This is a genomic window from Acidovorax sp. BLS4 (assembly GCF_032929295.1).
GTDB lineage: Bacteria > Pseudomonadota > Gammaproteobacteria > Burkholderiales > Burkholderiaceae_C > Paracidovorax.
The window spans coordinates 511,324-536,233 of the sequence record NZ_CP136797.1 but is presented as its reverse complement, the minus strand read 5'-3'; the positions used below and the strand labels follow the sequence as shown (position 1 = coordinate 536,233).

The window sequence follows — 24,910 nt, the reverse complement described above, 5'->3', positions numbered from 1 at the left end:
ATGTCGGTGGCATTACAGCAATGCCCGGGGCGCCTGGAAACTATCCCTTCGGGTAGTTGCCAGACCGGCGCAGATGAAACCCAGGCCAGCAAGGAGCCCAGTGAGCGGCGTGCACGGTGCTATGCCGCGTCGCCAGCCTGCGCTGCCGCCTGCCGGGCGCAGACCGCGCGCAGCGCCGCCACGAACAGCGATTGCTCTTCGTAGCGCGCGCCCTCGGTCCGCTGGAACAGCGTGATGGGCGGCAGCGTCCAGCCGAAGCAGTGGGCGACGATGCCCACGCCTGCGATGCGGGCCAGTTCCTCCGCGATGTCGGCGGGCACGATGGACACCGCTTTTTCGTTGGCCGCGATCAGCTCGCCGATGAGCTTGGACGACAGGCTCTCGACGAACGGCGCGGGCGGCGCCACCCCCGCGCGCAGGAAGAAATCGGTGATCTGCTCGCGCATGGGCGTCTGGCGGGCGCCCAGAATCCACTCCAGCCGGGCCAGTTCCTGCCAGGCCAGGGGCTGGCGCCCCAGCCGGGCGGCGAGGCGGCGGTGGGTGATGAGGCGGGGCTCCTGGTGGTAGAGCACCTCATGCTCCAGCCCCTGCATGTCGAGCACGGCCGATGCACGGCCGATCACGCAGTCCAGTTCGTGCTGGCGCAGGCGCTCCAGCAGGCGGTCGCTGGTGCCTTCGTGGATGGTCACGGTCACCTGCAGGCCCTGCGGCCGCGTCTGGCCGATGGCGGCCGCCAGCAGCCGCCCGGACACGAAAGGGATCACGCCCACCTGCAGGTGCGCGGCGCGGCCCAGGCCCACGGCCTCGATGTCGCGCACCCAATGGCCCAGGTCCTCCAGCATCGCCCGGGCCCGGGCGATGACCAGCTCCCCCAGCGCCGTGGGCGCCATGCCGCGCGCGGAACGGTGGAACAGCGCGCCGCCGAACATGGATTCCAGCTCGGCCAGCGCGTGCGTGACGGCCGGCTGGCTGGTCGCCATGCGGTGCGACACGCGGGTCAGCGACCCGTGTTCCGCAATCATGCGCAGCAGCACCAGGTGGCGCATCTTGAGCCGCGACGCGAGCCGGGCCTCCATCTCGGCAGGGGTCATCGAACGCTCCCAAAGCCATATCCATTGGCTTATGGGGCAATACTAAATGAGAAAGATTGGCTCATGCGGCTCCCCCACAATCGCAGCCCATGCGGCGGCGGCCCTGCGGGGCCGGACGCCTTCCAATCCAAAAAAAGGGGGAGAAGCGCGCAATGGAAACGATCTACTGGGTGGTGGGCATCGGGGCCGTGGTGGCCGGGTTCGTGCAGGGGCTGTCGGGGTTCGCGTTCGGCATGGTGGCCATGTCGTTCTGGGCCTGGACGCTGGAGCCGCGACTGGCGGCGGCGCTGGCGGTGTTCGGGGCGCTCACCGGGCAGATCGTCGCGGCGGTGTCGGTGCGCCGCGGCTTCGACGTGCGCACGCTGGCGCCATTCGTGCTGGGTGGTCTGCTGGGCATTCCGCTGGGCGTGGCCTTGCTGCCACGGCTGGACATGGTGTGGTTCAAGACGCTGCTGGGCGCCCTGCTGGTGCTGTGGTGCCCGACCATGCTGATGGCCAAGCGCCTGCCGCGCATCCGCTCGGGTGGCCGCGTGGCCGATGGCGTCGTGGGGCTGGCCGGCGGCGTGATGGGCGGCATCGGCGGATTCACCGGCACGCTGCCCACGCTGTGGTGCACCCTGCGCGGCTACGAGAAGGACCAGCAGCGCGCCGTGATCCAGAATTTCAACCTGTCGATGCTGCTGGTCACCATGGGCACCTACCTGGGCACCGGCATGGTCACGCGGGACATGCTGCCCTTCTTCGCCATCGTGGCGCCGGCGATGCTGGTGCCCACGCTGCTCGGCACGCGGCTGTACATCGGGCTGAGCGACGCGGCATTCCGGCAGATCGTGCTGGGCCTGCTCACGGCATCGGGCGTGGCCTTGCTGGCCTCGTCGCTGCCGCAGCTGGTGGCGCGCCACCTGTAGCGGCCGAAAGAGAGGACGGCCCCTCGCCAAGGCCCCTCTCCGCCCTTTTCAGCGCTGCACGCCCTCGACGAGCCAGTTCATCTGCAGGATCTGCGCATCGCCGAGGGTCTGGCCCGCGGCGATGACCTCGCGGCCGGTGTTGTCGCGCACGGGCGTCGCGCCCGCGCGGAACGGGTGGAAGCGCCCCTTGGCGATGTCTTCTTGGCGGGCCAGCACCTCGGCCTTCACGGCCGGCGGCACCTTGCTGCCGAAGCCCTCGACGCGGATCATGCCCTCGCGCACGCCGCCCCAGAGGTTGCCGCTTTTCCACGTGCCCTGCGCCACGGCGCGCACGCGTTCGGTGTAGTAGCCGCCCCACTGGTGCGTGACGGCGAGGATCTGCGCGTCCGGCCCCATTCGGCGCATGTCGGAGTGGTAGCCGATCGCGAGCTTGCCGCGCTCCTGGGCCGCGGCCATCACCGCCGTGGAGCCGGTGTGGAAGGCCACCACGTCCACGTTCTGGTTGAACAGAGCCATGGCCGCATCGCGTTCCTTGGGCGGGTCGAACCACACGTCCAGCCACACCAGCTTGACCGTGGCTTGAGGGTTGACCGAGCGCAGGCCCAGCGTGAACGCATTGATGCCCTGCAGCACCTCGGGGATGGGAAAGCCGGCCACGTAGCCTGCCACGTTGGTGCGCGTCATGCGCCCGGCGGCGACGCCAGCCAGGTAGCGGCCCTCGTAGTAACGGGCGTTGGCCGTGGCCACGTTGGGCGCGGTCTGGTAGCCGGTGATGGATTCGAACTTCACGCCGGGATAGTCCCGCGCCACCCGCAGCGTGGGCTCCATGTAGCCGAAGCTGGGCGTGAAGATGATCTGGTGTCCCGTGGCGGCCAAGTCGCGGATGACGCGCTCGGCGTCCGCGCCCTCGGCCACGTTCTCCACGAACGTGGTGCGCACGCGGTCGCCCAAGGCGGCCTCGACGGCCTTGCGGCCCTCGTCGTGCTGTCGCGTCCAGCCCGCTTCGGTGATGGGCGAGACATAGACGAAGCCGGCCTTCACCACGGCCGGGGGGACGGTCTGGGCGGTGTGGCTGGTTTGGGAAAAGGCGGGGGAAAGCCAACAGCAAGCGGCCACGAGCGTGGCTGCGAGGTTTTTGTACATGGTGGTCCTCTACATGGTCCCGGGGGATGGAAACGCGAAAGGCGGCCGGGACAGCCGCCTTTCGGGGAGCGCGATTGTAGTCAGCCGGCCCGGCCCGCGTGCCGGCAGGGCCATGCGGGCGGGCGCGCCTGCGGCCATCCGGGCCGAGACCTGCGCGGGCCGCCCTTCAATGATTGGGGGCGAAAAGTGCCTCCAGCGCAACTGGAACCAGGGCATATCGCTATATTTTTAATAGCAATCCGCACGGACGTGGGGGGATCAGCCAAAGCCCGCCGCCAGCACCCCGCGCGCCTCGCGCACGAAGTCCGACTCCCCGGCCCGGGGCGGCAGCAGATAAAAGCCCGCCTGCGGCAAGGCCGGCAGGCCGTGGGGCGCCGGCAGCACCCGCACGCCGGGGCACAGCGCCGAGGCATTGAGGCAGGCCACGCCCAGGCCCGCGGCCAGCGCCGACTGCAGCCCCGCCACGCCCGAGGCCAGCAGCGCGATGCGGTAAGGCACCCGGCGGCGTTCCAGCAGCGACACGGTGAACTGGTGCAGCGAACAGCTGTCGGGCAGCGCGAGCAGGCGCAGCGGCTCGCCCCGCACGCGCGTGACGCCGGGGGCGGCCATCCAGTGCAGGGCCTCCTGGCGCAGCAGCGACGCCTTCGCCGCGGCGGCATTGGCGGCAGGCCGTGCGCGGGCCGCGCCGGCCGTCGTGCGCGCGGCGGGCAAGGCCATGGTCAGCCCCACGTCGAACTCGCCGCCGGCATAGCCCGCTTCGACCAGCCCGCTTTTCTGCACCGTGACCTGCAGCCGCACCTGCGGGTACTGCGCCTCCACGCGCGCCAGCAGGCCCGCCAGATCGGCCGGGCGGAAGTAATCGGTGACCCCGAGCCGCAGCGTGCCCTGCAGCGCCACGCCGTGCAGATCGCGCCAGGCCGCCTCGCTCAGCGCGAGCAACTGGCGCGCATGGCCCAGCAGCCGCTCGCCTGCTGCCGTGGGCGCCACGCCGGCCTTGGAGCGCAGCAGCAGCGACTGCCCGGCCTGCTCTTCGAGCTTGCGCAACTGCTCGCTGACGGCCGACTGCGACAAAAACACCCGCGGCGCGCCAGCCGTGAGGCTGCCCGCGTCGATCACGGCGGCGAAGGTGCGAAGCTGGTCGAGGGGAAAGGCGTGCATGGTCCAGAAGATCCAACGGTAAAACCGATGGATGGTATCCATGAATCCCGCTTTTCAGGACGGTGGATGCTGCGAAAAATCACGGCATCTTCTCAACGAGCACCCGCACCATGCCCCACATCGCCATCCACCTGTCCGGCCCCGCCGATGCCGCCCTGGCCCGCCGCGCGACGGCGGCTGTCGCCGACATCACCCAGAACGTACTGGGCAAGGCCCTGCCCGTGATCGCCACCACGGTGCAGTTCATCGCGGCCGACCAATGGTTCATCGGGGGCGTCTCGCTGGCCGAGCTGGGCCAGACCGCCTTCCACCTGGACATCAGCATCACCGACGAGACCAACACCAAGGCGGAGAAGGCGCGCTACCTGCGCGAGATCCATGCCGCGTTCGCCGGCCTGCTGCCCCGCCTGCACGAGGTGAGCTACATCCACCTGATCGATGCCCGCGCGGCCGCCTACGGCTACGGCGGACGCAGCCAGGAATGGCGGCACCAGCAGGCCGGCGTATAGCGGCGCGGTGCAGGTGCTGCCATGCCCTGCGGCGGCAGCGTCAGCGCATCGGGATGACGAACACCCGGCGGCGCGCCTCGCAGCCCGGGCCGTCGTAAGGCGTGCTGTCGCGCTCCCAGCCCGGCCCTGGCGACACCTGGGCGCAGACGCGCTTGCCGTCGACCTTGCTGCGCCAGAAGTACCACGGCGCGGGCGCGGCCCCCGCAGCGCCGGCCAGGCATGCGGCTGCCAGCAGCGCGGCGCCGCAACGCAGGGCGAAGGCGCCGGCCGGGCGGGTGCGGAAATCGGGAAGCGACGAAGTCATGGCGTGTCTTTGACATGGCTGTTGAGCATGGACGGGTCGCAGCCTGCGGCGCCGCCCCGTTGCCATTGTGAGGGCCCGGGCCTCAATCCACGGGCGCCGAGACGATCCAGCCCTCCAGCGGGTCCAGCCCCGGCGGCAGGCCGTACAGCGCATCGCCCTGCCGGTGGCGCTGCTCCGCCCAGGCGGCCTGCACCAGGCACAGCACGGCGTCCAGGCGGTCGCCGCTGGCGTCGTCCACCAGCGCATCGCGCTGCGCGTGCGTGAGCTTGAGCCGCAGCCCCAGCCGGGTGGCGCCGTTCTCCAGCGCCGTGACCAGGTCCTTGCGGGCGATGAGGCGGTCGGGCGTCTGCTTGGCGCGGTCGTCGCTCTTGTAGCTGCGCCGGGCCAGGATCTCGCGCGCCAACAGGCCGGGGTAGGCCTCCAGCGCCACGCGGGCCGGATCGCCCGCATGCAGGCCGGGCAGGTGCACGCCGGCATCGAGCAGCAGCGGCACGCCCGCGTGCAGCATGTAGGCGACGGGCGGGTTGACCCACTTCATCGACGGGCTGGAGCCCGCCGGCCCATCGGCGGCGCGGTGGGCGAACTTGGCCCCCGCCAGGCGCGCATCGCAGAATGCCGCGAAGGTGTCGCGGATCTGCGCGCGGCTCAGGCCCCGGTAGTGCTGCATGCTCGCGTGCCAGGTGAGCGGCCAGCCCAGGTGCGCCAGCAGCTCGCGCGGCAGGCCGAACGGCAGGTCGAACCCGCCCACCCAGGTGCGCGGCTCGGCCAGCCAGCGGCCGAAGCCGGCCAGGGTGTCGAAGGTCTCCAGCCCCGACAGCACCACGCGCGCGCCGGCCAGTTGCCCGCTGGCGACCACGATGGGTTTGCGCCGGCTGGGGCTGCTGGAGAAATCGCAGCCGATCAGCATCGGCAGCGGCGGCACGGCGCTGTCACCCGCATCCATGCCCTACCCCAGCGCCAGGGCGGTGACCCCCGCCGCGATCAGCACCGCGCCCGCGATGCGCGCGGCCCGATCGCCCTCGCCCAGCAGGTGGCCGCCGATGAGAGCGGCGAACAGCATCGACACCTCGCGCGCCGGCGCCACGTGCGACAGCGGGGCTTCCTGCATGGCGTACAGCACCAGCACGTAGGCCACCGGGCTCACCGCCGCCACCAGCAGGGCGAAGCGCCACTGCACGCGCCAGAGCACGCGCGCGGCCGGCAGGTCGCGCAGCACCACGGGCGCGAGCACCGCCACCCGCACGAAGTTGCCCATGTAGTCCACGAGGATGGGCGACATGCGCAGCACCTTCACCGCGTAGCCGTCCACCACCGTGTAGCTGGCGATGAACGCGCCGGTGAGCACGCCGTAGCGGATGCCCGCATGCACCCGCTGCCGCGCGGCCGGGTCGTGCGCGGCGCGCAGCAGCGCGGGGCCGCCGGCGATGAGGAACACCCCGCCCACCACGCCCGCGATGCCCAGCCCCCCGAGCAGCGAGATCTGCTCGCCCAGGAACGTGATGGCGACGAGCGACGACATCAGCGGCCCCGAGCCGCGCGCGAGCGGGTACACCACGGTCAGGTCGGCCTGGCGGTAGCCGCGCAGCAAGATGACGTAGTACGCCACGTGCAGCAGCCCGCTGGCCACGACGAAGCCCCATTCCCTGGCGCCCCATTCGGGCACGGCATCGCGCCCGAGCCACCAGCCCAGCGGCGCCCAGCCCAGCATCATCAGCACCGAGGTGAAGAAGGCAAAGCGCGAATCGCCGCCCGCTTTCTTGGCCGCGATGTTCCAGCATGCGTGGATGAGCCCGGCCAGCAGGATGAGGGCGAAGGCGTTGAAGGTCACGGTGGTGAAACGGGGGAGAGGAAGCCTGAATGCAGAAGGCCGCAGCGCATGGCGCCTGCGGCCTCGGAGGACGGGTGGGGGACGGGGGAGGCAGGCCCGCCTAGGCGCGGCCGATGATGGACGCGGTGGCCATCAGTTCTTCCAGCAGCGCGAATGACACGCGGCCCGACACCGAGTACGGGTCCAGCTCGGGCTTTTCGGAGTATTTGAGCAAGATGGAATGGTTGATCCGGGTCAGGTTGACCTGGCCCATGGTCCAGCCGCCGAAGCGGCGCTCGTGGATCTCCTCGAAGTGCAGCAGCTCCACGTCCTTGTGCCGCGGGTCCTTCTGGATGTGGCCGTACAGGGCGCTCACCGCGGAGCGGCCGCCCTCGATCGCCTGCAGGAACACGCCCCCGCCGTAGCAGAGCACGCCGGTGATGCCGCAGGTGGGGTTGTGCTGGCGCGACTGGCTGAGGATGGCTTCGATGGCGTCGGGCGAGGTGTCCACGGCGCGGCTGGCGTAAAGCAGTCGGACGAGCATGTCAGTTCCTTCCGGGAATGAGCGAGAGGAATTCGCGGCGCAGGGCCGGGTCCTTGAGGAACACGCCGCGCATGACGGAGTTGAGCATCTTGCTGTCCATCTCGCGCACGCCGCGCCAGGACATGCAGAAGTGGCTGGCCTCCATCACGATGGCCAGGCCGTCGGGCTGGGTCTTTTCCATGATGAGGTCGGCCAGCTGCACCACGGCCTCTTCCTGGATCTGGGGGCGGCCCATGACCCAGTCCACCAGCCGCGCGTATTTGGACAGGCCGATGACGTTGGTGTGCTCGTTGGGCAGCACGCCGATCCAGATCTTGCCCATCACGGGGCAGAAGTGGTGGCTGCAGGCGCTGCGCACGGTGATCGGGCCGACGATCATCAACTCGTTCAGGTGCTCGGCGTTGGGGAACTCGGTGATGGCCGGCTGCTGCGCGTAGCGGCCCTTGAAGACCTCGTTGAGGTACATCTTGGCCACGCGCCGCGCGGTGTTCTGGGTGTTGTGGTCGGTCGCCGTGTCGATGACCAGGCTGTCGAGCACGCCCTGCATCTTGGCCTCGACCTCGTCGAGCAGCAGTTCCAGCTCGCCAGGCTCGATGAACTCGGCAATGTTGTCGTTCGCATTGAAGCGCTTGCGTGCCGCGGCCAGCCGTTCGCGGATTTTGACGGAAACGGGCGTGCCCTCTTCGGGCGGCGCGTCGTTCGATTCGGCGGCGAGTTGTCTGAACATGGGCGGCATCGTACCAGCGAATGCCCGCCCCGGCTTGCCGAGTGTTTTTGGCCCCCAGCGCATATTCCTCTAGGGCGTATAGCTATAAAAATAATAGCATCTAACCCAAGCCGCACCGGCTCAGTAGCGGTTGCCGGTCACCCAGAGCGCGGCGCGCATGATGGCGAAGGCGATGCGGTCCAGCGCGCGCTGGCGCCAGGGGCGCTCGGCATAGGCGCGCGGGTCCATGCGCTGGCCGGCATGCTCCATGGCGTGCACCAGGCGTTCGCGCAGGTCGGCGGCGAAGCCCGCGTCCTCGATCACCACGTTGGCCTCGCGCGCCAGCAGCAGCGACAGCGGGTCCAGGTTGGACGAGCCCACGGTGGCCCAGGGGTGTTCGCCCAGCGCATCGACCACCGCCACCTTGGCGTGCAGGAAGCTGGGCGAATACTCGTGGATCTCCACGCCGGCCTTGAGCAGCGCGCCGTACACGGGCCGGGCCGCGTGGTACTGCATGAAGTATTCGTAGCGCCCCTGCAGCAGCAGGCGCACGCGCACGCCGCGGCGCGCGGCCAGCACCAGCGCGCGGCGCAGCTTGCCGCCGGGCACGAAGTAGGCGTTGGCGATGATGATCTCGTGCCGCGCGTTGGCGATGGCGCGGCGGTAGGCGCGCTCGATGCGGCTGCGGTTGCGCAGGTTGTCGCGCAGCACCAGCGCGGCCCGCATGCGGGGGCCCGCGTCGTCCGCGTCCTCCTGCGCGCGCCGGGCCCGGGCGGCCGCGCGCAGGTCGCGCAGCGCATCGGCCAGGCGGTGGCGGCGCGCGTCGCGCACCGCCTTGAGCCGCCACCACACGTGCTGCATGGCCTCGTCGGCCTGCTCCACCAGCCGGCCCTCGGCACGCACCGCGAAATCAAAGCGCGGGGCTTCCAGCACGCCGTGATTGGGGTCGTGCAGGTCGTCCAGCACGTTGATGCCGCCGCAAAACAGCACGCAGCCGTCCACCACGCACAGCTTGCGGTGCAGCCGGCGCCAGCGGTGCGGCAGCAGCAGGCCCAGCGTGCCGACCGGCGAATACACCTGCATCTGCACGCCCGCGGCCTGGAAGCGCTCGGGCCACGGGCCGGGCAGCGAGCCGGTGCCCACGCCGTCCACCACCAGGTGCACGCGCACGCCGCGTTCGGCCGCGCGCACCAGCGCCTCGGCAATGGCGGCGCCGGTGCCGGTGCAGTCGAAGATGTAGGTCTCGAACTGGATGTCGGACGTGGCGGCGTCCATGTCGGCCACGAGGGCCGCGAACAGTTCCTCGGACCCCTGCAGCAAGCGGACGCGGTGGTCCGCGCCGAGGACGGCGGCATGCGACATGGCTCAAAGCCCCCCGCGGCTCACAGGCGGAACTCGGCGATGAGCGGCAGGTGGTCCGACATGCGCCACCAGATGCGCCCGCGCGGCACGTGCAGGCCGAGCGGCGTGAGCCCGCGCACGTACACGTGGTCTAGCTGCACCATGGGCAGGCGCGCCGGGTAGGTGAAGGTGCGGGGCGCCTCCTCGTACTCGTACAGCCCGCAGGCCGCCAGCGCGCGCTTGACCTGCAGGCCCCAGTCGTTGAAATCGCCGGCCACCACCAGCGGCTCGTCCGGCGGCACCTCGCGGGCGATGAAACGCTGCAACTGCGCCACCTGGCGCACGCGGCTGCCGGGGATCAGGCCCAGGTGCACCACGATGGCATGCACGCGGCGGCCGTGGATCTCGACCTCGACATGCAGCAGGCCGCGCTGCTCGAAGCGGTGGTCGGAGATGTCCTCGTGCCGGTGCCCGATCACCGGCCAACGCGACAGCAGCGCATTGCCGTGCTCGCCATGGCGGGTGACGGCGTTGGTGCGGTACACCGCCTCGTAGCCCTCGGGCGCCAGGAACTCGGCCTGGGGCATGTCCGGCCAGCGCTGGAAGTACTGCTGCTCGCGGCGGTGCATCTTGCGCACCTCCTGCAGGCAGACGATGTCGGCGTCGAGCTGCTCGACGGCATGGCCCAGGTTGTGGATCTCCAGGCGGCGGGCTGGGCCCAGGCCCTGTACTCCCTTGTGGATGTTGTAGGTGGCAACGCGCAGGATGTCGGAGGGGTCCATGGCGCGATTGTGTCGCAGGCGCGCGTCGTTCCGGTGTCAGCCTGCGGGAAGGGGCTTTTTTCCACCCTCGGGCCCGCGCCGCGCGGCCTACACTGTGCTCTTTGCTCAACGGGACGCGCGCCGCACCGCCATGGCCACCGCCAAAGAACCAGACTCCACGGAATCCCAGGCGCTGGTGATCGACAGCAACGCGACCTCGCGCAGCATCCTGGTGGCGCAGCTGCGCGAGTACGGCATCCACCGCGTGGTGCAGTGCAGCAGGGTGCAGGACGCGCGCAGCCGGCTGGAGCACACCGTGTTCGACTACGTGCTGTGCGAGCAGTATTTCGCCGAATCAGGGCAGTCCGGCCAGACACTGCTGGACGACCTGCGGCGCGCCCAGATGCTGCCGTTTTCCACCGTGTTCTTCATGGTCACCGCCGAGGCCTCCTACGCCGCCGTGGCTGAGGCGGCGGAATCCGCGCTGGACGGCTACCTGCTCAAGCCCTTCACGCCCAGCGCGCTGTTCGAGCGGCTGGGCCTGGCGCGCCTGCGCAAGACCCACCTGCGCCCGATCTTCGATGCCATCGGGCGGGAAGACTTCGAGGCCGCCGCGCAGCTGTGCGTGGAGCGCTTCGAGGCGCGCAAGCCCTACTGGCTGTATGCCGCGCGCATCGGCACCGAACTGCTGCTGCGCCTGGCGCGGCACGACGAGGCCCGCACCCTGTTCGAGGCGGTGATCGAGGCGCGCGCCCTGCCCTGGGCCAAACTGGGGGTGGCGCGGGCGCAGATCGAGTCCGGCCAGGCGCCGCGGGCCATCACCACCTTGCAGGGCCTGATCGGGGAGGACGCCTCGTTCGCCGACGCGTATGACGTGCTGGGGCGCGCGCAAGTCGAGATGGGCCATTTCGAGGACGCCATGGCCACCTACCGCACGGCCAGCGGCCTCACGCCGGACTCGGTGGTGCGGCTGCAAAAGCTCGGCATGATGGCCCACTACATGGGCGACCGCGAAACGGCGGCCAAGGCCCTGTCGCGCGCCGCGGTGCTGGGAATCGACTCCAAGCTGTTCGACTACCAGTCGCTGGTGCTGCTGGCCTTCGCGCACTTCGCGGGCAACGACCGCAAGGGCCTGGAGCGCTGCATGGCCGACTTCGTGCGCATCCTGGAGCGCCATGGCGACAGCCGCCGCGTGCAGCGCTTCAGCGAAATCGTGGCGGCGCTGCAGCAGATCCAGCAGCGCCAGTTCGCCCAGGCCGTGGCGGGGGTGCGCTCCATGGCGCGCGAGATCGGCATCGGCGATTTCGACTACGAAGCCGCCTGCAACCTGAGCAGCCTGCTGGCCGTGCTGGCGGCCACCTCGATCGACCTGCAGGAGGGACCGGCGTGGGTCACCGCCATCGGCATGCGCTACGCCAACACGCGCGGCCTGTGCGAGCTGATGGCCAATGCCTGCCTGGTCCACCCCGACTACTCGGACATCGTGCGCGGCTGCCTGCCCCAGATCAACAAGGCCGCCGAGAACGCGGTGGCGCTCAGCCTGTCGGGCGATCCCGGCGGCGCGGTGGCGCAGTTGCTCGAAGCGGCCGGCACCACGCTCAACACCAAGCTGCTGGACCTGGCGCAGCAGATGCTGACCCGGCACGCCGCCCGCATCGACGACGCTGCCGCGCGGCAAGCGGCCATCGATGCCCTGCGCTCGCGCTGCGGCCCAACCACGCCGCGCGCCGTGCTGGGCCAGGCCACCGAAAGAAAGCCGGGCGAGCTGGTGCTGCGCACGTCCAGCGCCGCCAGCACGCCCGCCGCCACGCCCGCCTCGCCTTCGTCACCCGCCTCGCCACTGCCCGAACCGGCCGATCTCGCTGCGGTGCTGCGCCTGCGGCCGATGTAGCGCTGGCCAGGAGGCCGCGGTCAGGCGGGCGGCGTGAACCGGGGCAGCATCAGGCACGCCTCGGCATTGGAGGGCGAAAAGCAGGCCAGCGCCGCATCGCGCCAAGGCAGCCAGCGCCACGCCACATGCTCGCGCGGGCTCAGCACCACCGGCGTGCCCTGGGGCACGCACAGGCCGAACAGCCGCTCGCGGTTGCGCACCACGCCCGGCGCGTAGCGATGCAGCCACTGCGGCCAGATGTCGTAGACGTTTTCCAGCGCCCAGTCGGTCAGCACGCAGCCGGGGGCGCGGGCATCGATGCCGGTTTCCTCGCGCACTTCGCGCACCGCCGCCTCCTCGAAGGGCTCCTCGGGCCAGTCCTTGCTGCCGGTGACCGACTGCCAGTGGTCGCCACCGCCCGCCCGGTGGATCAGCAACACATCCAGCGCCGGGGTGTGGACCACCACCAGCACCGACTCGGGGATCTTGAACGCGCCCGGCAACGGGATCAGGCCGCCGCGGCGAGCAAGGACTGCAGGTCCTGCCGGGGCGCGTCCGCCAGCGCACCGGCCGCGCACTGCTGCAGCCACTGCGGCGAGATGCGGCAGAGCATGGCCCGGCCGGCCGGCTCGCCCGCGGTGGCGACCGGCACCACGGCATCGATCAAGGGCGCCGCTCCGGCGACCGCTCCCACGCCCACCGGCTGCAGCGTGCGGCGGTCCAGTTCGAGGATGGCGCCGAGCGCATCCACCCGCAGCGCGAACTCCTGCAGGCGCCCGTCGTCCAGGGTCGCGCGCACCACCACGATCTGGCGGTTGGGGTCGCCCTCGCGCGGGGCCGGCGCATGCGCCTGGCCTGCCGGCGCGGCGATCACGCTGCGCAGGTCCACCACCGGGCACACGCGGTGGCCGATCTGCGCCAGGCCGAGGAACGGCGCGCGCAGGCCACCCGCGTGCAGCACGGTCACGTCGGGTGCGGCCTCCACCACCGAGGCGGCCTCCAGCCCGAACCACTGCGCGCCCATGCGAAACGATGCCAGTTGCAAACCCTGCGCGGCCTCGATGCGCGCGCCGGGCAATGTCGCCAGCGCGGGCGCCAGCGCCGCGGCGGCCTGGTGCTCGCACACGTGGCGCAGCACCGCGCAGCCCAGGCCGTGGTCGTAGCCGTCCTGCGCGCGGAACTCGCGGTAGCCCTGGCCCCGCGCGAACCCCGTGGCGTACAGGTGGCGGCCCAGGACCGCCATGCGGGGCTCGGTGCGGCCGGCCGTCCAGGCGGGCAGCGCCGCCTGCGCCTCGCTGCCCGTGGCACAGACCACCGCGCCCTGCGCATCGACGAACGCCAGGACGTCGCGCCCGCCCGCACCCACCGCGCAGTCGGCCAGGATGGACGACAGCTGCTCGGCCGCATCCCAGACGATCGCAATGCCGCCCAGCAGCGGTCCCGGGGTGCCGCGGCCGTTGCCCTCGCCGCGTGCTTCGCCCCGCACCGCTGCGGCATAGACGAAGGTCGGGCCCTGGCCGTAGAACCGGCTCGGCGCGTAGCGGCTCACCACGTAACCCTGGCTGCCCTGCAGGCGCAGGCAGCGGCCGACCCATTCCTCGTCCAGTGACGTGCCCACCTGCCGCGCCTGGCCGGGCTGGGAGACGGCCACCACGCGGCCCTCGCGGTCGAACAGCACCAGGCAGGCGTACACGGTGTAGAGCCGGTTGATGCCCTGCAGCACCGCGGTGGCCTGTTCGCAGCCCGGCGTGCCGGCCTCCAGGGTGCGGGCGAATTGCGGCGTCAACGCCCACCAGCGGCAGTCGTTGGCCCGCTCGTACAGGTTGCGGTCCAGGATCTGCATCGCCAGCGACGCGCGGCCCCGGGCATCGCTCAGCAGCGAACGCATGACCACGCCGTACAGGTCCTGCAGGGCGCTGGCGAAGGCCAGCGCCGTCTTGCGGGCGGTGGCGCCAATCTCGGACAGCAAGGTCTTGGCGAATTGCAGCTCGCGGGGCGCCGCCGCGTCGCCACCGAGCTGGTGCAGGTCCAGCAGGCCGTTCCACACCGAGCGCTCCAGCGCCGACTGGATGGTGGCCGAGCGCGCCGGAATATCGCGCAGTTCCTGCGACAGCACATCGGCGTGGCCTGCCAGTTCGACGGGAAAAGCGTCGGCATCGCTCTGGGCCGCTTCGTCGAAGGCCACGTCCAGGGGAAGCAGCGCCACGCCGCGCCAGCCCGGCCCGGCATAACCCTGGAAACCCTCGGCGTCGCGCACGACCATCAGGTAGCGCCGGCTCGCATGGTGGATCGGTTGCACACCGGCGGCCGCGGCCTGCGGCACCGGCCAGCCGGCCGGCAGCTGCAGCGGGTCGCTGGACACCAGCACGCGGCCCTGGCCGTCCGTGAGCGCGAGCACGGCGTCGCAGCCCTGGCCCTGCGGGCGACCGCCGTCCTGCACCGAGGCGAAGATGGCCGGCATTTCGTCGGCCAGCTTGAACTGCAGACACAGCACACCCGCCGCATGCCCCTCGAAATCCACGCGCCGGGCGTACATGAGCGTCTTGCCAGCCTCGCCGCTGAAACCGTGCACCGCGTAGTGCTCGGCATAGGGCGCATGGCTTTGCAGCACCGACAGCAGAAACGCCTGGTCAGCCTGCCGCTGCGCCTCGGAGGCGATCGGCTCCACCGCATGCAACTGGGCGCACGGCCGGCCAGCGGTATCGAACAGGAAGATGTTGCCGTAGACCGTGTACTTGTCGGCGTACTCGCGCAGCCGGGCGGCGATGGCGGGGCGGGTGCCGGGGTCGGGATGTCCCAGGAATTCGGCCACGCCCACGTCGGTGGCGAAAAAGCCGATGTCGGCCGTGCGCTCGAAGAGGTTGCGCACCAGCACATCGATGCAGACCTGGGCGCGCGAGGCGAGATCGCTGATCCGGTTCTTGAGCGCCTCGCCGGCCAGACCGCGCATCAGGTCGGCCGACAGCGCGGCGAAGTCCCTGCGGGCCTGCGCCAGATCATGGCCGGAGGAGGCCTTGGACGACAGCAGCGACAGGGATGACAGCAAGGACAGGTGGTCCCATGCGTTCTCGACCAGTCTCAATTCCTGTCGCTGGTGCTGCGCCGCCGGCATGTACCGTAACCATTGCTCGGGGGTGGCCAGAAAGGGAGACGCGTGAGACACAGGAAGTCCTTTTGCCTGGGCGATGGCCCAGATTGTGATGCATGCATGGCGCAAACCGCATGCCATCGGCATGGGGTTTGCCCTCTGCCATCCAGGCAGGGCCTGCACGACGGGGCCGAAGACAGCAGCACAATGCGTGCCACACCCCCGCACCCTGTTCCGCCTTCCCGGCCCCATCACCCACTCGGGCGACCCGGTGCCCCCCGATTCGCTGCGCCCGGCGCGTCAGCGTCCCGAGGATTGGCGTGCCGTGGCCACGGGCGGCGGCATTTCCTTGGCCTGCAGCGCGCGAACCTGCGTGACGAGCTGGTTGTGCGCATCCAGGAAAGCCGCGGCAATCACCTTGCCCTCGTTGGTATTGCTCCAGCCCGCGCCGGCCGCCCCGCCCAGCTTGCCGAACACCAGCCCGCCCACGCCCAGGTCGGTGGACCGCGCCGCGCCGGTGGAGGCCGCCACCTGCTCGGTGGTCTCGTTGTCGGACAGCAGCAGGGCCGTCTGCGCTTCCTTGAACTTGACCTGCTCCACCAGGCCGGCCAGGCCCGCGATGTCGCGCAGCACCGGAATCATGGCGATGACGCCGGACAGCCCGCGGCCCGCGTCCTGCTCGCTGAACGTGAGGCTGGGCGTGAGCGTGTACTGCGCCTCGTAGCCCCGGCCCTTTTGCACCGTGGAGTTCTTGCGCAGAACGCCCGCGTCCTTCAGGTCCTGCTCCTGCACCGTGCCCCGCAGGCCGGCGGAACGGTCCACCACGCGAAAGCAGCCGCTTTGCTGCGCCAGCAGCTTGATCAGCGGCACGGGCGAGGCCGGCAACTGGTAGCCCGACCCCATGATGTAGCCGTTCGGGTTCTCGGCCAGCGCCAGCGTGGCCACGGGCGCGTCGCAGCGCACCAGTTCGCGCGCGGCGTTGCGCGCCCCTTCCGGGCCGGCCGAGCCGGTGACGACGGAGCCGCCCTGCCCCAGCTCGGTCTTCTTCTCGCCACAGCCGGCCAGCGCAGCCACCAGGGCCAGCAGGGCCACGGAGAGCCGGGTCACTTTGCGGGTTTGCATCAACGCGTCCTTCAATGAAAAAAGCGGCAGGAACATGACGCTCCTGCCGCTTGGGGGTCCATCGCTTCAGCGGTCCCGGGGGATCGGCCGTGCGCCTGGACGGATCAGGCCGCCTTGACGGCGTCGGGGTTGCGCAGGCGGATGTGCAGCTCGCGCAGCTGCTTTTCGTCCACCGGGCTCGGCGCCTGCGTCAGCAGGCACTGCGCACGCTGCGTCTTGGGGAAGGCGATCACGTCGCGGATCGACTCGGCGCCCGTCATCAGCGTGACGATGCGGTCCAGGCCGAAGGCCAGGCCGCCGTGCGGTGGCGCGCCGTACTGCAGGGCGTCCAGCAGGAAGCCGAACTTCTGCTGCGCTTCCTCGGGCGTGATCTTGAGGGCGTCGAACACCTTCTGCTGCACGTCGGCGCGGTGGATACGGACGGAGCCGCCGCCCATCTCCCAGCCATTGAGCACCATGTCGTAGCCCTTGGAGATGCACTTTTCGGGTGCGGTGACCATCCAGTCCTCGTGGCCGTCCTTGGGCGCGGTGAAGGGATGGTGCACGGCGGTGTAGCGCTGGGAGTCCTCGTCGAACTCGAACATCGGGAAGTCCACCACCCACAGAGGCGCCCAGCGGTCCTCGAACAGGCCGTTCTTCTTGCCGAACTCGCTGTGGCCGATCTTGATGCGCAGCGCGCCGATGGCGTCGTTGACGACCTTTTCCTTGTCGGCGCCGAAGAACAGCAGGTCGCCGTCCTGTGCGTCGGTGCGCTTGAGGATCTCGGCGATGGCCGCGTCATGGATGTTCTTGACGATGGGCGACTGCAGACCGTCGCGACCCTTGGCCAGCTCGTTGACCTTGATGTAGGCCAGGCCCTTGGCGCCGTAGATCTTCACGAACTCGGTGTAGCCGTCGATCTCGCCGCGCGAGAGGCCGCCGGTCTCGCGCGCGCCGCCGGGTACGCGCAGAGCCACCACGCGGCCGCCCTTCATGTTGGCAGCGCCCGAGAACACCTTGAAATCCACGTCCTTCATCACCTCGGTCAGCTCGGTGAATTCGAGCTTCACGCGCAGGTCGGGCTTGTCGGAGCCGTAACGGTAGGCCGCGTCCTGGTACGTCATGACCGGGAACTCGCCCAGGTCCACGCCCAGCGTGTTCTGGAACACCGTCTTGATCATGCCCTGGAACATGTCGCGGATGTCCTGCTCTTCCATGAACGACGTTTCGATATCGATCTGGGTGAACTCGGGCTGGCGGTCAGCGCGCAGGTCTTCGTCGCGAAAGCACTTGGTGATCTGGTAGTAGCGGTCGAAGCCAGCCACCATCAAGAGCTGCTTGAACAGCTGGGGCGACTGCGGCAGCGCGAAGAACTGGCCGTCGTGCACGCGGCTGGGCACCAGGTAATCGCGCGCGCCTTCGGGCGTGCTCTTGGTGAGCATGGGGGTTTCGATGTCCACGAAGCCGTTGGCGTCGAGGAACTTGCGCACCTCCATCGACACGCGGTAGCGCAGCATCAGGTTGTTCTGCATGTACGGGCGGCGCAGGTCCAGCACGCGGTGCGTGAGGCGCGTGGTTTCCGACAGGTTTTCCTCGTCGATCTGGAAGGGGGGCGTGACCGAGGGGTTGAGCACGTTCAGCTCATGGCACAGCACCTCGATCTTGCCGCTCTTGAGGCTGTCGTTGGTCGTGCCCTCGGGGCGCGCGCGCACCAGGCCCTTGACCTGCACGCAGAACTCGTTGCGCACGCCTTCGGCCGTCTTGAACATCTCGGCGCGGTCGGGGTCGCACACCACCTGCACGTAGCCTTCGCGGTCGCGCAGGTCGATGAAGATCACGCCGCCATGGTCGCGGCGGCGGTTCACCCAGCCCGCGAGGGTGACGGTTTGGCCCAGGAGGGCTTCGGTGACGAGACCGCAGTAGTGGGAACGCATGGCCATTGGAGAGTCTTCCTGCGCCCTCGTGGAGCGCGACAAGGTTTCCGCACGCCCGCGGCAAGCGGGCATGCGACGAGGTGTTATCGGGAATCGGGCGGCGTGAGATCCGGGGGTGCGACCACCCCCATGGAGACGATGTACTTGAGTGCCGCATCGACGCTCATTTCGAGCTCGATGCAATCGCTCTTGCGCAGGATCACGAAGTAACCGCCCGTCGGGTTGGGGGTGGTGGGAACATAGACGCTCACGTATTCATCGCGCAGGTAGGCCGCCACTTCACCGCTCGGCGTGCCGGTGATGAACGCCACCGTCCACACGCCCTCGCGCGGCCACTGCACCAGCACGGCGGTGCGAAAGGCGTTGCCGCCCTCGGAAAAGAGCGTGTCCGACACCTGCTTGACGCTGGAGTAGATCGAGCGCACCACCGGGATGCGGCTCACCAGGGCATCGCCCCACTCCACCAGCTTGCGCCCCGCGAAGTTGCTGGTGAGCGCGCCGACCGCGAGCAGGATGCCCAGGGTGAGAAGCACCCCGAAGCCGGGAATGTGAAAGCCCAGCAGCTTGTCGGGCTGCCAGGAGCCGGGCAGGATCTGCAGGGTCTGGTCGAGCGTGCTCACGATCCAGTTCAGCACCCAGGCCGTGATGACGCCGGGAACGATGACCAGAAGGCCGGTGAACAGCCATTTGCGCAAAGCGGACATCCGGGGCCGTTCAGTTCTTCTTGGTGTCGGAACTGCTGGCGGCCGGCGCGGGCGCCGGGCTGGCGGATTCCTTCTTGGGGGCGCTGTCGCTGGCAGGCGATGCGGCGGCGGGGGCCGTGGCGTCGGGCTTGGAGCCGCCCGCACCGCTGTTGCCGCCCCGGAAATCGGTCACGTACCAGCCCGAGCCCTTGAGCTGGAAGCCGGCCGCCGTCACCTGCTTGGTGAAGGCCTCGGCCCCGCAGGCCGGACACACCGTGAGGGGGGCGTCCGAGATTTTTTGCAGCACATCCTTGGCGTGGCCACAGGAACCGCATTTATAAGCATAGATAGGCATCTTGAGCGTGTGCGATGGAAAGTGCAAAACCTTCAATTATAGGCACCGCGTCCCAACCCCCTTCACGCCTGCTCCACCCCTGCCACCGGGTGGTGCGATGCATGCACGTTGCGCAGCCCCTGCGGCGCCAGCGAACCGATCAGCATGCCCGCCGTGGCGGCCAGCACGCCCGCCAGCTGGGCCGGGAACACGGCGCCGGCCGGCGTGGCCAGGAACAGCAGCCACGACGACAGGCCCGCGATGATGGCCAGGATGGCGCCCTGGGTCGTCGCGCGCTTCCAGTACAGGCCGAAGACCAGAGGCACGAAGGCCCCCACCAGCGGCACCTGGTAGGCGCCCGACACCAGTTCATAGATCGACGTGCCCTGCATGTGGATCGAATAGGCCAGCACCAGGGCGCTGAACACCAGCGTGCTGATGCGCATGGTGCGCAGGCGGTCGCTGTCGGTGCCGTTCGGGCGGAACTGGCGCCAGATGTTCTCGGTGAACGTGACGCTGGGCGCCAGCAGCGTGGCCGAGGCCGTGGACTTGAGGGCGGACAGCAGCGCACCAAAGAAGAACACCTGCATGATGAACGGCATCTTCTGCAGCACCAGCGTGGGGAGCACCTTCTGCGGGTCGTCCTTGAGCAGTTCGGCCGTTTCGGTCGGCATGATGATGAGCGCGCTGGCCACCAGGAACATGGGCACGAAGGCGAACAGGATGTAGCAGATGCCGCCGATCACCGGGCCGCGCGTGGCCGCCCGGATGTTGTTGGCCGACATGACGCGCTGGAACACGTCCTGCTGCGGAATGGAGCCGAACATCATCGTGATGCCCGCCGCGATGAAGAACAGAATGTCGTGCAGCTTGGGCTCGGGCAGGAAGCGGAACAGGTCGCGGCTGCTGGCCAGCTCGATCACCTTGTCCGCCCCGCCGGCCATGTTGCCGGCGAAGACGGCGATGATCGTGAGCCCGCCCACCAGGATGATCATCTGGATGAAGTCCGTCACCGCCACCGACCACATGCCGCCGAACAGCGTGTAGGCCAGGATGGAGATCACCCCGATGGTCATGCCCATCGGAATGCTGATGGCACCGCCGGACAGCAGGTTGAACACCAGGCCCAGCGCCGTCACCTGCGCCGACACCCAGCCCAGGTAGCTCAGCATGATGATGAGCGAGCACACGATCTCGACCGCGCGGCCGTAGCGCTCGCGGTAGTAGTCGCTGATGGTCAGCAGCGTCATGCGGTACAGGCGCGCCGCGAAGAACAGCCCCACGAGGATCAGGCAGAAGCCCGCGCCGAACGGGTCTTCCACCACGTTGCCCAGCCCGCCCTCGATGAACTTGGCCGGAATGCCCAGCACCGTCTCGGAGCCGAACCACGTGGCGAACGTGGTCGTCACGATCATGTACAGCGGCAGGTGCCGCCCGGCGATGGCGAAGTCCGCCGAGTTCTTCACCCGCCGCGCTGCGAGCAGGCCGATGGCGATGGTGATCAGCAGATAGACAATGACCAGGGTCAACAGCACGGCATGCTCCTCGTATGTCGCGTAGGGAGGGGTAAGGGGAAAGGGAGGGGTCGGAAAAAGGCTAGAAGAGCCGCACGCGGATCAGCAGCTGCATCGCCAGCAGCCCCAATACAAATCCCATGCCACCGTAGATCAGGCTCTGCAGCAGGCGGTTGGTGCGTTTTTGCGCGGCCAGCAGTTCCAGCAGCTCGCGCCGGTGGTCGTGCGGCCGCTCGCGCAGGTAGCCGTGCAGCAGGCGCGGCAGCTCGGGCAGCATCTTGGCAAAGCGCGGCGCCTCGGCGCGCAGCTCGCGCCACAGGCGCTGCGGTCCCATCTGGTCGAGCATCCACTTTTCGAGGAACGGCTTGGCGGTGCTCCACAGGTCCAGGTCGGGGTCGAGCTGGCGTCCCAGGCCCTCGATGTTGAGCAGCGTCTTTTGCAGCAGCACCAGCTGCGGCTGGATCTCCACATGGAAGCGCCGCGAGGTCTGGAACAGCCGCATCAGCACCATGCCGAGCGAGATCTCCTTGAGGGGGCGGTCGAAGTACGGCTCGCACACGGTGCGGATGGCCGCCTCCAGCTCGTTCACGCGCGTGTGGGCCGGCACCCAGCCGCTTTCGATGTGCAGCTCCGCCACGCGCTTGTAGTCGCGGCGGAAGAACGCCGTGAAGTTCTGCGCGAGGTATTCCTTGTCGAACTCGGTCAGCGTGCCGACGATGCCGAAGTCCAGCGAGATGTAGCGCCCAAAGGTTTCGGGCTCCAGGCTCACCTGGATGTTGCCCGGGTGCATGTCGGCGTGGAAGAAGCCGTCGCGGAACACCTGGGTGAAGAAGATCGTGACCCCGTCGCGCGCCAGCTTGGGGATGTCCACCCCCGCGGCACGAAGGCGTTCGATCTGGTTGATGGGCACGCCCTTCATGCGCTCCATCACCAGCACCTCGGCGTGGCAGAAGTCCCAGAGGATCTCGGGGATCAGCACCAGTTCGAGCCCCTGCATGTTGCGGCGCAGCTGCGCGGCATTGGCGGCCTCGCGCACCAGGTCCAGCTCGTCGTGCAGGTAGTTGTCGAATTCGGCCACCACCTGGCGGGGCTTGAGCCGCTTGCCGTCGGCCGACAGGCTCTCCACCCAACCGGCCATCAGGCGCATCAGGCCCAGGTCGTTCTCGATCACGGGCAGCATGCCCGGGCGCAGCACCTTGACGGCCACCTCGCGCTCGACACCCTTGCGGTCGCGCACGACCGCGAAGTGCACCTGGGCGATGGACGCGCTGGCGATCGGCACCCGGTCGAACGACACGAACACCTCAGCCAGCGGGCGGCGGAAGGCGCGCTCGATGGTGGCCACTGCCACGTCGGGATCGAAGGGCGGCACACGGTCCTGCAGGTGCGCCAGCTCGTCGGCGATGTCGGGCGGCATCAGGTCGCGCCGGGTGGAGAGCACCTGGCCGAACTTCACGAAGATCGGGCCCAGCCGCTCCAGCGCCTCGCGCAGGCGCTGTCCGCGCGGGGCGTCCAGATTGCGGCCGATCGACACGATGCGCGCCACCAGGCGCAGCCAGGGCTTCTGGAAGCTCGTCAGGACCAGCTCGTCCAGCCCATAGCGCAGCACCACCCAGACGATGGTGACGCCGCGAAGGAAACGACTCATGGTGCGAATCGGTCGGTACCGCCGGCCTCGCCGGCGGAGGACGCCCGGCGTGCGCCGACGAACTGGCGCAGCGCCTGCGCGGCGCGGCGGGCCGCCGAGCCGATGGCATGGGCCGGCGCATCGCCGATCACGCGGGCCAGGTCTTCCTCGACGTCCCAGCGCACGTGGTCCACCAGCCAGTTGATGTCGGCGGCCAGCTGCACGTCGCCTTCGATGCGGATGCCGGGCTTGTCACCGCGCAGCGCGGTCTGGGCCAGCGACAGGGGGGAGGTTTCGATCACCTCCAGGCGCAGGTCCGGCACCTGGCCCTCGGGCGCCAGGTCGAGCAGCCCGGCCGGGGTGATCTGCAGGGCCATGGAATAGACCCGCCACTGCACCCGCGCCACGCGCCCCTTCTGGCGCACGAGGCGGTCCATGGCCTCGGGCTCCTGCATGAGCACGTGGTTGAGGAACAGCACCAGGCGGTGCTGCACCTCGTGCACCAGCCACTGCGGTGGCTGCGGGCCTGCGGCGATGCGCTCGAAAAGCCCATCCAGGAATGAAAAAGGGGACTGTGTTGCCATAGTCCCCGATTATTCCCCGAACTGGGCGCGGCACCGAGGGCTTTACCCCCGCGCCCGCCGCGCCATTGCGGCCGGTTACTGCAGGGCCTGCACCCCGGCCACCAGCCAGCCGCTGCCGCCGCTCTTGGGCTTGGTCATGTTCCACACCTCGCGGAACGGGCTCGGGCCGGCCGAGAGTTCCTCGCGGATCATGCCGGAGAACTCCACGCTGGCCATGTAGCCATCGCCCAGGTCCTCGATGCCCAGCAACTGTGCCTCCAGCATGACCACGTCGGTGTGGTTGGGCTGGCTGGCGCCGCGCAGCGACTCGCGCTCGCTCAGCTGGGTGCGGATCTCCTCCACCATGCTGTCCGTCATCATCGAACGGAGCGCGGCGATGTCGGAACGGTCCCAGGCGCCTTGCAGCGTGATGAAGTTGCGCTTGGCCGCGGTCAGGAAGCCTTCGGTGTCGAAGCCCTCGGGCACGCCCCAGTTCTGCGAGCCGGCCAGCGCCGAGCCGATCACCACGCCGGAGCCACCGCCGCTCTGGCGCGAGGCGTCGAAGGCCATGCTGCTGCGCTCGAAGGGCCGCGCGGAGGCATCGTTGCCCACGTTCTGCGGGCTGTACTGGCGGGGCATCTGCGCCTCGGCCGGTGAAGCGGCACCGCCGCCGGCGCCCTGGAAGGCGAAGGGCGAATTGCCCGCGCCACCGCCTTCGGCGGGCTTGCGCGACCGCATGAACATGCGGAACACGGCGAAGGCCCCCAGCGCCAGCAGCGCGATCAGCAGGAACTGGCCGAAGCCCGCGCCCAGGCCGAGCGAGTGGGCCAGCCAGGCCAGGCCCAGGCCCGCGGCCAGGCCGCCGAGCATCGCGCCCCAGGGCTTCTTGGCGGCCGCCGCGGGAGCGGCCGCCGGTGCGGCGGCGGGCTTGGCGGCCGCCGCGCTGTTGACGTTCTGAGCCGGTGCGCCGGGCGCAGCGGGAGGAGGCGAAGCCGACTCGCGCTGCGTCACATTGCTCGACTGCTTGCCAACGGACTTGCCGCCGCCCATGCGGCGCGCATCCGCATCGGCATGCACCACCAACAACATGGCGACCAGCGCCACGGACCACAGTTTCATCATGTCATCTCCAATTTATAGATAGGTGCCGGCTGCGAACGAAAACGCAAGGCGGCTCAGCACTTGATTCCAACATGCAAAGCAACGATTCCCCCCGTCATGTTGTGATAGTCCACATGCCCAAAGCCATTTTTCTGCATGAGGGTTTTGAGTTCTTCCTGCCCCGGATGCATGCGGATCGACTCGGCGAGGTAGCGGTAGCTCGCGTCGTCGCCGGCCACCATCCGGCCCAGTTGGGGCAGCACCTTGAAGGAATACCAGTCGTAGGCCTTCTCCAGCGGCTTGGCCACCTTGGAGAACTCCAGCACGAGCAGGCGGCCGCGCGGCTTGAGCACGCGGCACATCTCGGCAAGGGCCTGGTCCTTGTGCGTCATGTTGCGCAGGCCGAAGGCCACGCTCACCACGTCGAAGTGGCCATCGGGAAAGGGCAGCTTCTCGGCGTCGCAGACCAGCGTGGGCAGCACCACGCCGGCATCGATGAGGCGGTCGCGCCCCACGCGCAGCATGGCTTCGTTGATGTCGGTGTGCACCACCTCGCCCGATGCGCCGACCTTTTTGGCGAAGGCCTTCGCCAGATCGCCCGTGCCGCCCGCGATGTCGAGCACGCGGTGGCCCTCGCGCAGGTTGGCGACCATGACCGTGTAGGCCTTCCATGCGCGGTGCAGGCCACCGGACATGAGGTCGTTCATGACGTCGTACTTCGATGCGACGGAGTCGAAAACGCCGCGCACGCGGCGCGCCTTTTCCGCTTCATCGACCGACTGGAATCCGAAATGCGTGGTGCTCATTCCGCGATGCTAGGGGC

At 69.5% G+C, this 24,910-nt stretch carries 24 protein-coding genes; 3 read left to right on the top strand and 21 right to left on the bottom strand.

Going from position 1 to position 24,910, the window contains the following annotated elements; all coding sequences use genetic code 11:
* Positions 1 to 119: 119 nt before the first annotated feature.
* On the bottom strand, positions 120 to 1,091 hold the full coding sequence (locus R1Z03_RS02575) for a LysR substrate-binding domain-containing protein (protein WP_317356609.1): 972 nt from the start codon (positions 1,089 to 1,091) through the stop codon (positions 120 to 122).
* 152 nt (positions 1,092 to 1,243) lie between these two features.
* Between R1Z03_RS02575 and R1Z03_RS02570 the strand changes: the two genes are divergently transcribed.
* The gene (locus tag R1Z03_RS02570; protein ID WP_317356606.1) at positions 1,244 to 1,999 is read left to right on the top strand and encodes a sulfite exporter TauE/SafE family protein; all 756 of its coding nucleotides are present in this window, start codon (positions 1,244 to 1,246) and stop codon (positions 1,997 to 1,999) included.
* 48 nt (positions 2,000 to 2,047) lie between these two features.
* Here R1Z03_RS02570 and R1Z03_RS02565 read toward each other — a convergent pair whose 3' ends face one another.
* The gene (locus R1Z03_RS02565) at positions 2,048 to 3,142 is read right to left on the bottom strand and encodes a BMP family ABC transporter substrate-binding protein (protein ID WP_317356603.1); all 1,095 of its coding nucleotides are present in this window, start codon (positions 3,140 to 3,142) and stop codon (positions 2,048 to 2,050) included.
* 258 nt (positions 3,143 to 3,400) lie between these two features.
* The gene (locus R1Z03_RS02560) at positions 3,401 to 4,300 is read right to left on the bottom strand and encodes a LysR substrate-binding domain-containing protein (protein WP_317356600.1); all 900 of its coding nucleotides are present in this window, start codon (positions 4,298 to 4,300) and stop codon (positions 3,401 to 3,403) included.
* A 110-nt stretch (positions 4,301 to 4,410) separates the two neighbouring features.
* Between R1Z03_RS02560 and R1Z03_RS02555 the strand changes: the two genes are divergently transcribed.
* Complete coding sequence (locus R1Z03_RS02555) at positions 4,411 to 4,809, top strand: 4-oxalocrotonate tautomerase (RefSeq protein WP_284393805.1); 399 nt, start codon at positions 4,411 to 4,413, stop codon at positions 4,807 to 4,809.
* Between the two features lie 40 nt (positions 4,810 to 4,849).
* On the opposite strand, the gene R1Z03_RS02550 is transcribed toward R1Z03_RS02555, so the two are convergent.
* The 7 genes from R1Z03_RS02550 to R1Z03_RS02520 all read right to left on the bottom strand — a co-directional run bounded on the left by R1Z03_RS02550 (position 4,850) and on the right by R1Z03_RS02520 (position 10,293).
* Positions 4,850 to 5,113: a hypothetical protein gene (locus R1Z03_RS02550; protein ID WP_284429234.1), complete on the bottom strand. Its 264-nt coding sequence runs from the start codon at positions 5,111 to 5,113 to the stop codon at positions 4,850 to 4,852.
* Positions 5,114 to 5,195: 82 nt separating this feature from the next.
* Positions 5,196 to 6,056 (bottom strand): DUF429 domain-containing protein, encoded by an 861-nt coding sequence (locus R1Z03_RS02545; protein ID WP_317356595.1) that lies wholly within the window; start codon positions 6,054 to 6,056, stop codon positions 5,196 to 5,198.
* Between the two features lie 3 nt (positions 6,057 to 6,059).
* Entirely contained in the window at positions 6,060 to 6,941 is an 882-nt protein-coding gene (locus R1Z03_RS02540) for a DMT family transporter (protein ID WP_284405502.1), read from the bottom strand.
* A gap of 100 nt (positions 6,942 to 7,041) precedes the next feature.
* Complete coding sequence (locus R1Z03_RS02535) at positions 7,042 to 7,464, bottom strand: BLUF domain-containing protein (RefSeq protein ID WP_272565458.1); 423 nt, start codon at positions 7,462 to 7,464, stop codon at positions 7,042 to 7,044.
* 1 nt (position 7,465) lies between these two features.
* Positions 7,466 to 8,191: a GTP cyclohydrolase I gene (gene folE, locus R1Z03_RS02530; protein ID WP_272565459.1), complete on the bottom strand. Its 726-nt coding sequence runs from the start codon at positions 8,189 to 8,191 to the stop codon at positions 7,466 to 7,468.
* Between the two features lie 120 nt (positions 8,192 to 8,311).
* The gene (gene clsB, locus R1Z03_RS02525) at positions 8,312 to 9,532 is read right to left on the bottom strand and encodes a cardiolipin synthase ClsB (protein ID WP_284405501.1); all 1,221 of its coding nucleotides are present in this window, start codon (positions 9,530 to 9,532) and stop codon (positions 8,312 to 8,314) included.
* A 20-nt stretch (positions 9,533 to 9,552) separates the two neighbouring features.
* Positions 9,553 to 10,293, bottom strand: coding sequence for an endonuclease/exonuclease/phosphatase family protein (locus R1Z03_RS02520; RefSeq protein WP_284405500.1), 741 nt, complete (start codon positions 10,291 to 10,293; stop codon positions 9,553 to 9,555).
* 130 nt (positions 10,294 to 10,423) lie between these two features.
* Between R1Z03_RS02520 and R1Z03_RS02515 the strand changes: the two genes are divergently transcribed.
* A complete protein-coding gene (locus R1Z03_RS02515) occupies positions 10,424 to 12,163 on the top strand; it encodes a response regulator (protein ID WP_284405499.1) in 1,740 nt (579 codons plus the stop codon).
* A 20-nt stretch (positions 12,164 to 12,183) separates the two neighbouring features.
* Here the strand turns inward: R1Z03_RS02515 and nudB are convergent, their stop codons facing one another.
* The 11 genes from nudB to ubiE form a co-directional block, all read right to left on the bottom strand.
* Positions 12,184 to 12,645, bottom strand: a complete 462-nt coding sequence (gene nudB / locus R1Z03_RS02510) for a dihydroneopterin triphosphate diphosphatase (RefSeq protein WP_317356586.1) — start codon at positions 12,643 to 12,645, stop codon at positions 12,184 to 12,186.
* Positions 12,646 to 12,650: 5 nt separating this feature from the next.
* Entirely contained in the window at positions 12,651 to 15,305 is a 2,655-nt protein-coding gene (locus R1Z03_RS02505; RefSeq protein ID WP_317356584.1) for a chemotaxis protein CheW, read from the bottom strand.
* A 225-nt stretch (positions 15,306 to 15,530) separates the two neighbouring features.
* Complete coding sequence (locus tag R1Z03_RS02500) at positions 15,531 to 16,352, bottom strand: CsgG/HfaB family protein (RefSeq protein WP_317356582.1); 822 nt, start codon at positions 16,350 to 16,352, stop codon at positions 15,531 to 15,533.
* A 104-nt stretch (positions 16,353 to 16,456) separates the two neighbouring features.
* On the bottom strand, positions 16,457 to 18,271 hold the full coding sequence (gene aspS, locus R1Z03_RS02495; protein WP_317356580.1) for an aspartate--tRNA ligase: 1,815 nt from the start codon (positions 18,269 to 18,271) through the stop codon (positions 16,457 to 16,459).
* A gap of 77 nt (positions 18,272 to 18,348) precedes the next feature.
* On the bottom strand, positions 18,349 to 18,969 hold the full coding sequence (locus R1Z03_RS02490) for a DUF502 domain-containing protein (protein WP_272565470.1): 621 nt from the start codon (positions 18,967 to 18,969) through the stop codon (positions 18,349 to 18,351).
* Between the two features lie 10 nt (positions 18,970 to 18,979).
* Positions 18,980 to 19,303, bottom strand: a complete 324-nt coding sequence (locus R1Z03_RS02485) for an FmdB family zinc ribbon protein (RefSeq protein ID WP_284408231.1) — start codon at positions 19,301 to 19,303, stop codon at positions 18,980 to 18,982.
* A 62-nt stretch (positions 19,304 to 19,365) separates the two neighbouring features.
* Entirely contained in the window at positions 19,366 to 20,817 is a 1,452-nt protein-coding gene (locus R1Z03_RS02480; RefSeq protein WP_284408230.1) for a sodium:solute symporter family protein, read from the bottom strand.
* Positions 20,818 to 20,878: 61 nt separating this feature from the next.
* Entirely contained in the window at positions 20,879 to 22,444 is a 1,566-nt protein-coding gene (ubiB, locus tag R1Z03_RS02475; protein ID WP_284405492.1) for a ubiquinone biosynthesis regulatory protein kinase UbiB, read from the bottom strand.
* Positions 22,441 to 23,007 carry a hypothetical protein gene (locus R1Z03_RS02470; RefSeq protein ID WP_272565475.1) on the bottom strand — a complete coding sequence of 189 codons (567 nt, stop codon included), beginning with the start codon at positions 23,005 to 23,007 and terminating at the stop codon, positions 22,441 to 22,443. The genes ubiB and R1Z03_RS02470 overlap by 4 nt, the downstream gene beginning before the upstream one ends.
* 75 nt (positions 23,008 to 23,082) lie before the next feature.
* Positions 23,083 to 24,108, bottom strand: a complete 1,026-nt coding sequence (locus tag R1Z03_RS02465; protein ID WP_317356572.1) for a Tim44-like domain-containing protein — start codon at positions 24,106 to 24,108, stop codon at positions 23,083 to 23,085.
* Between the two features lie 53 nt (positions 24,109 to 24,161).
* Positions 24,162 to 24,893, bottom strand: a complete 732-nt coding sequence (gene ubiE, locus R1Z03_RS02460; RefSeq protein WP_284405490.1) for a bifunctional demethylmenaquinone methyltransferase/2-methoxy-6-polyprenyl-1,4-benzoquinol methylase UbiE — start codon at positions 24,891 to 24,893, stop codon at positions 24,162 to 24,164.
* Positions 24,894 to 24,910 lie beyond the last annotated feature (17 nt).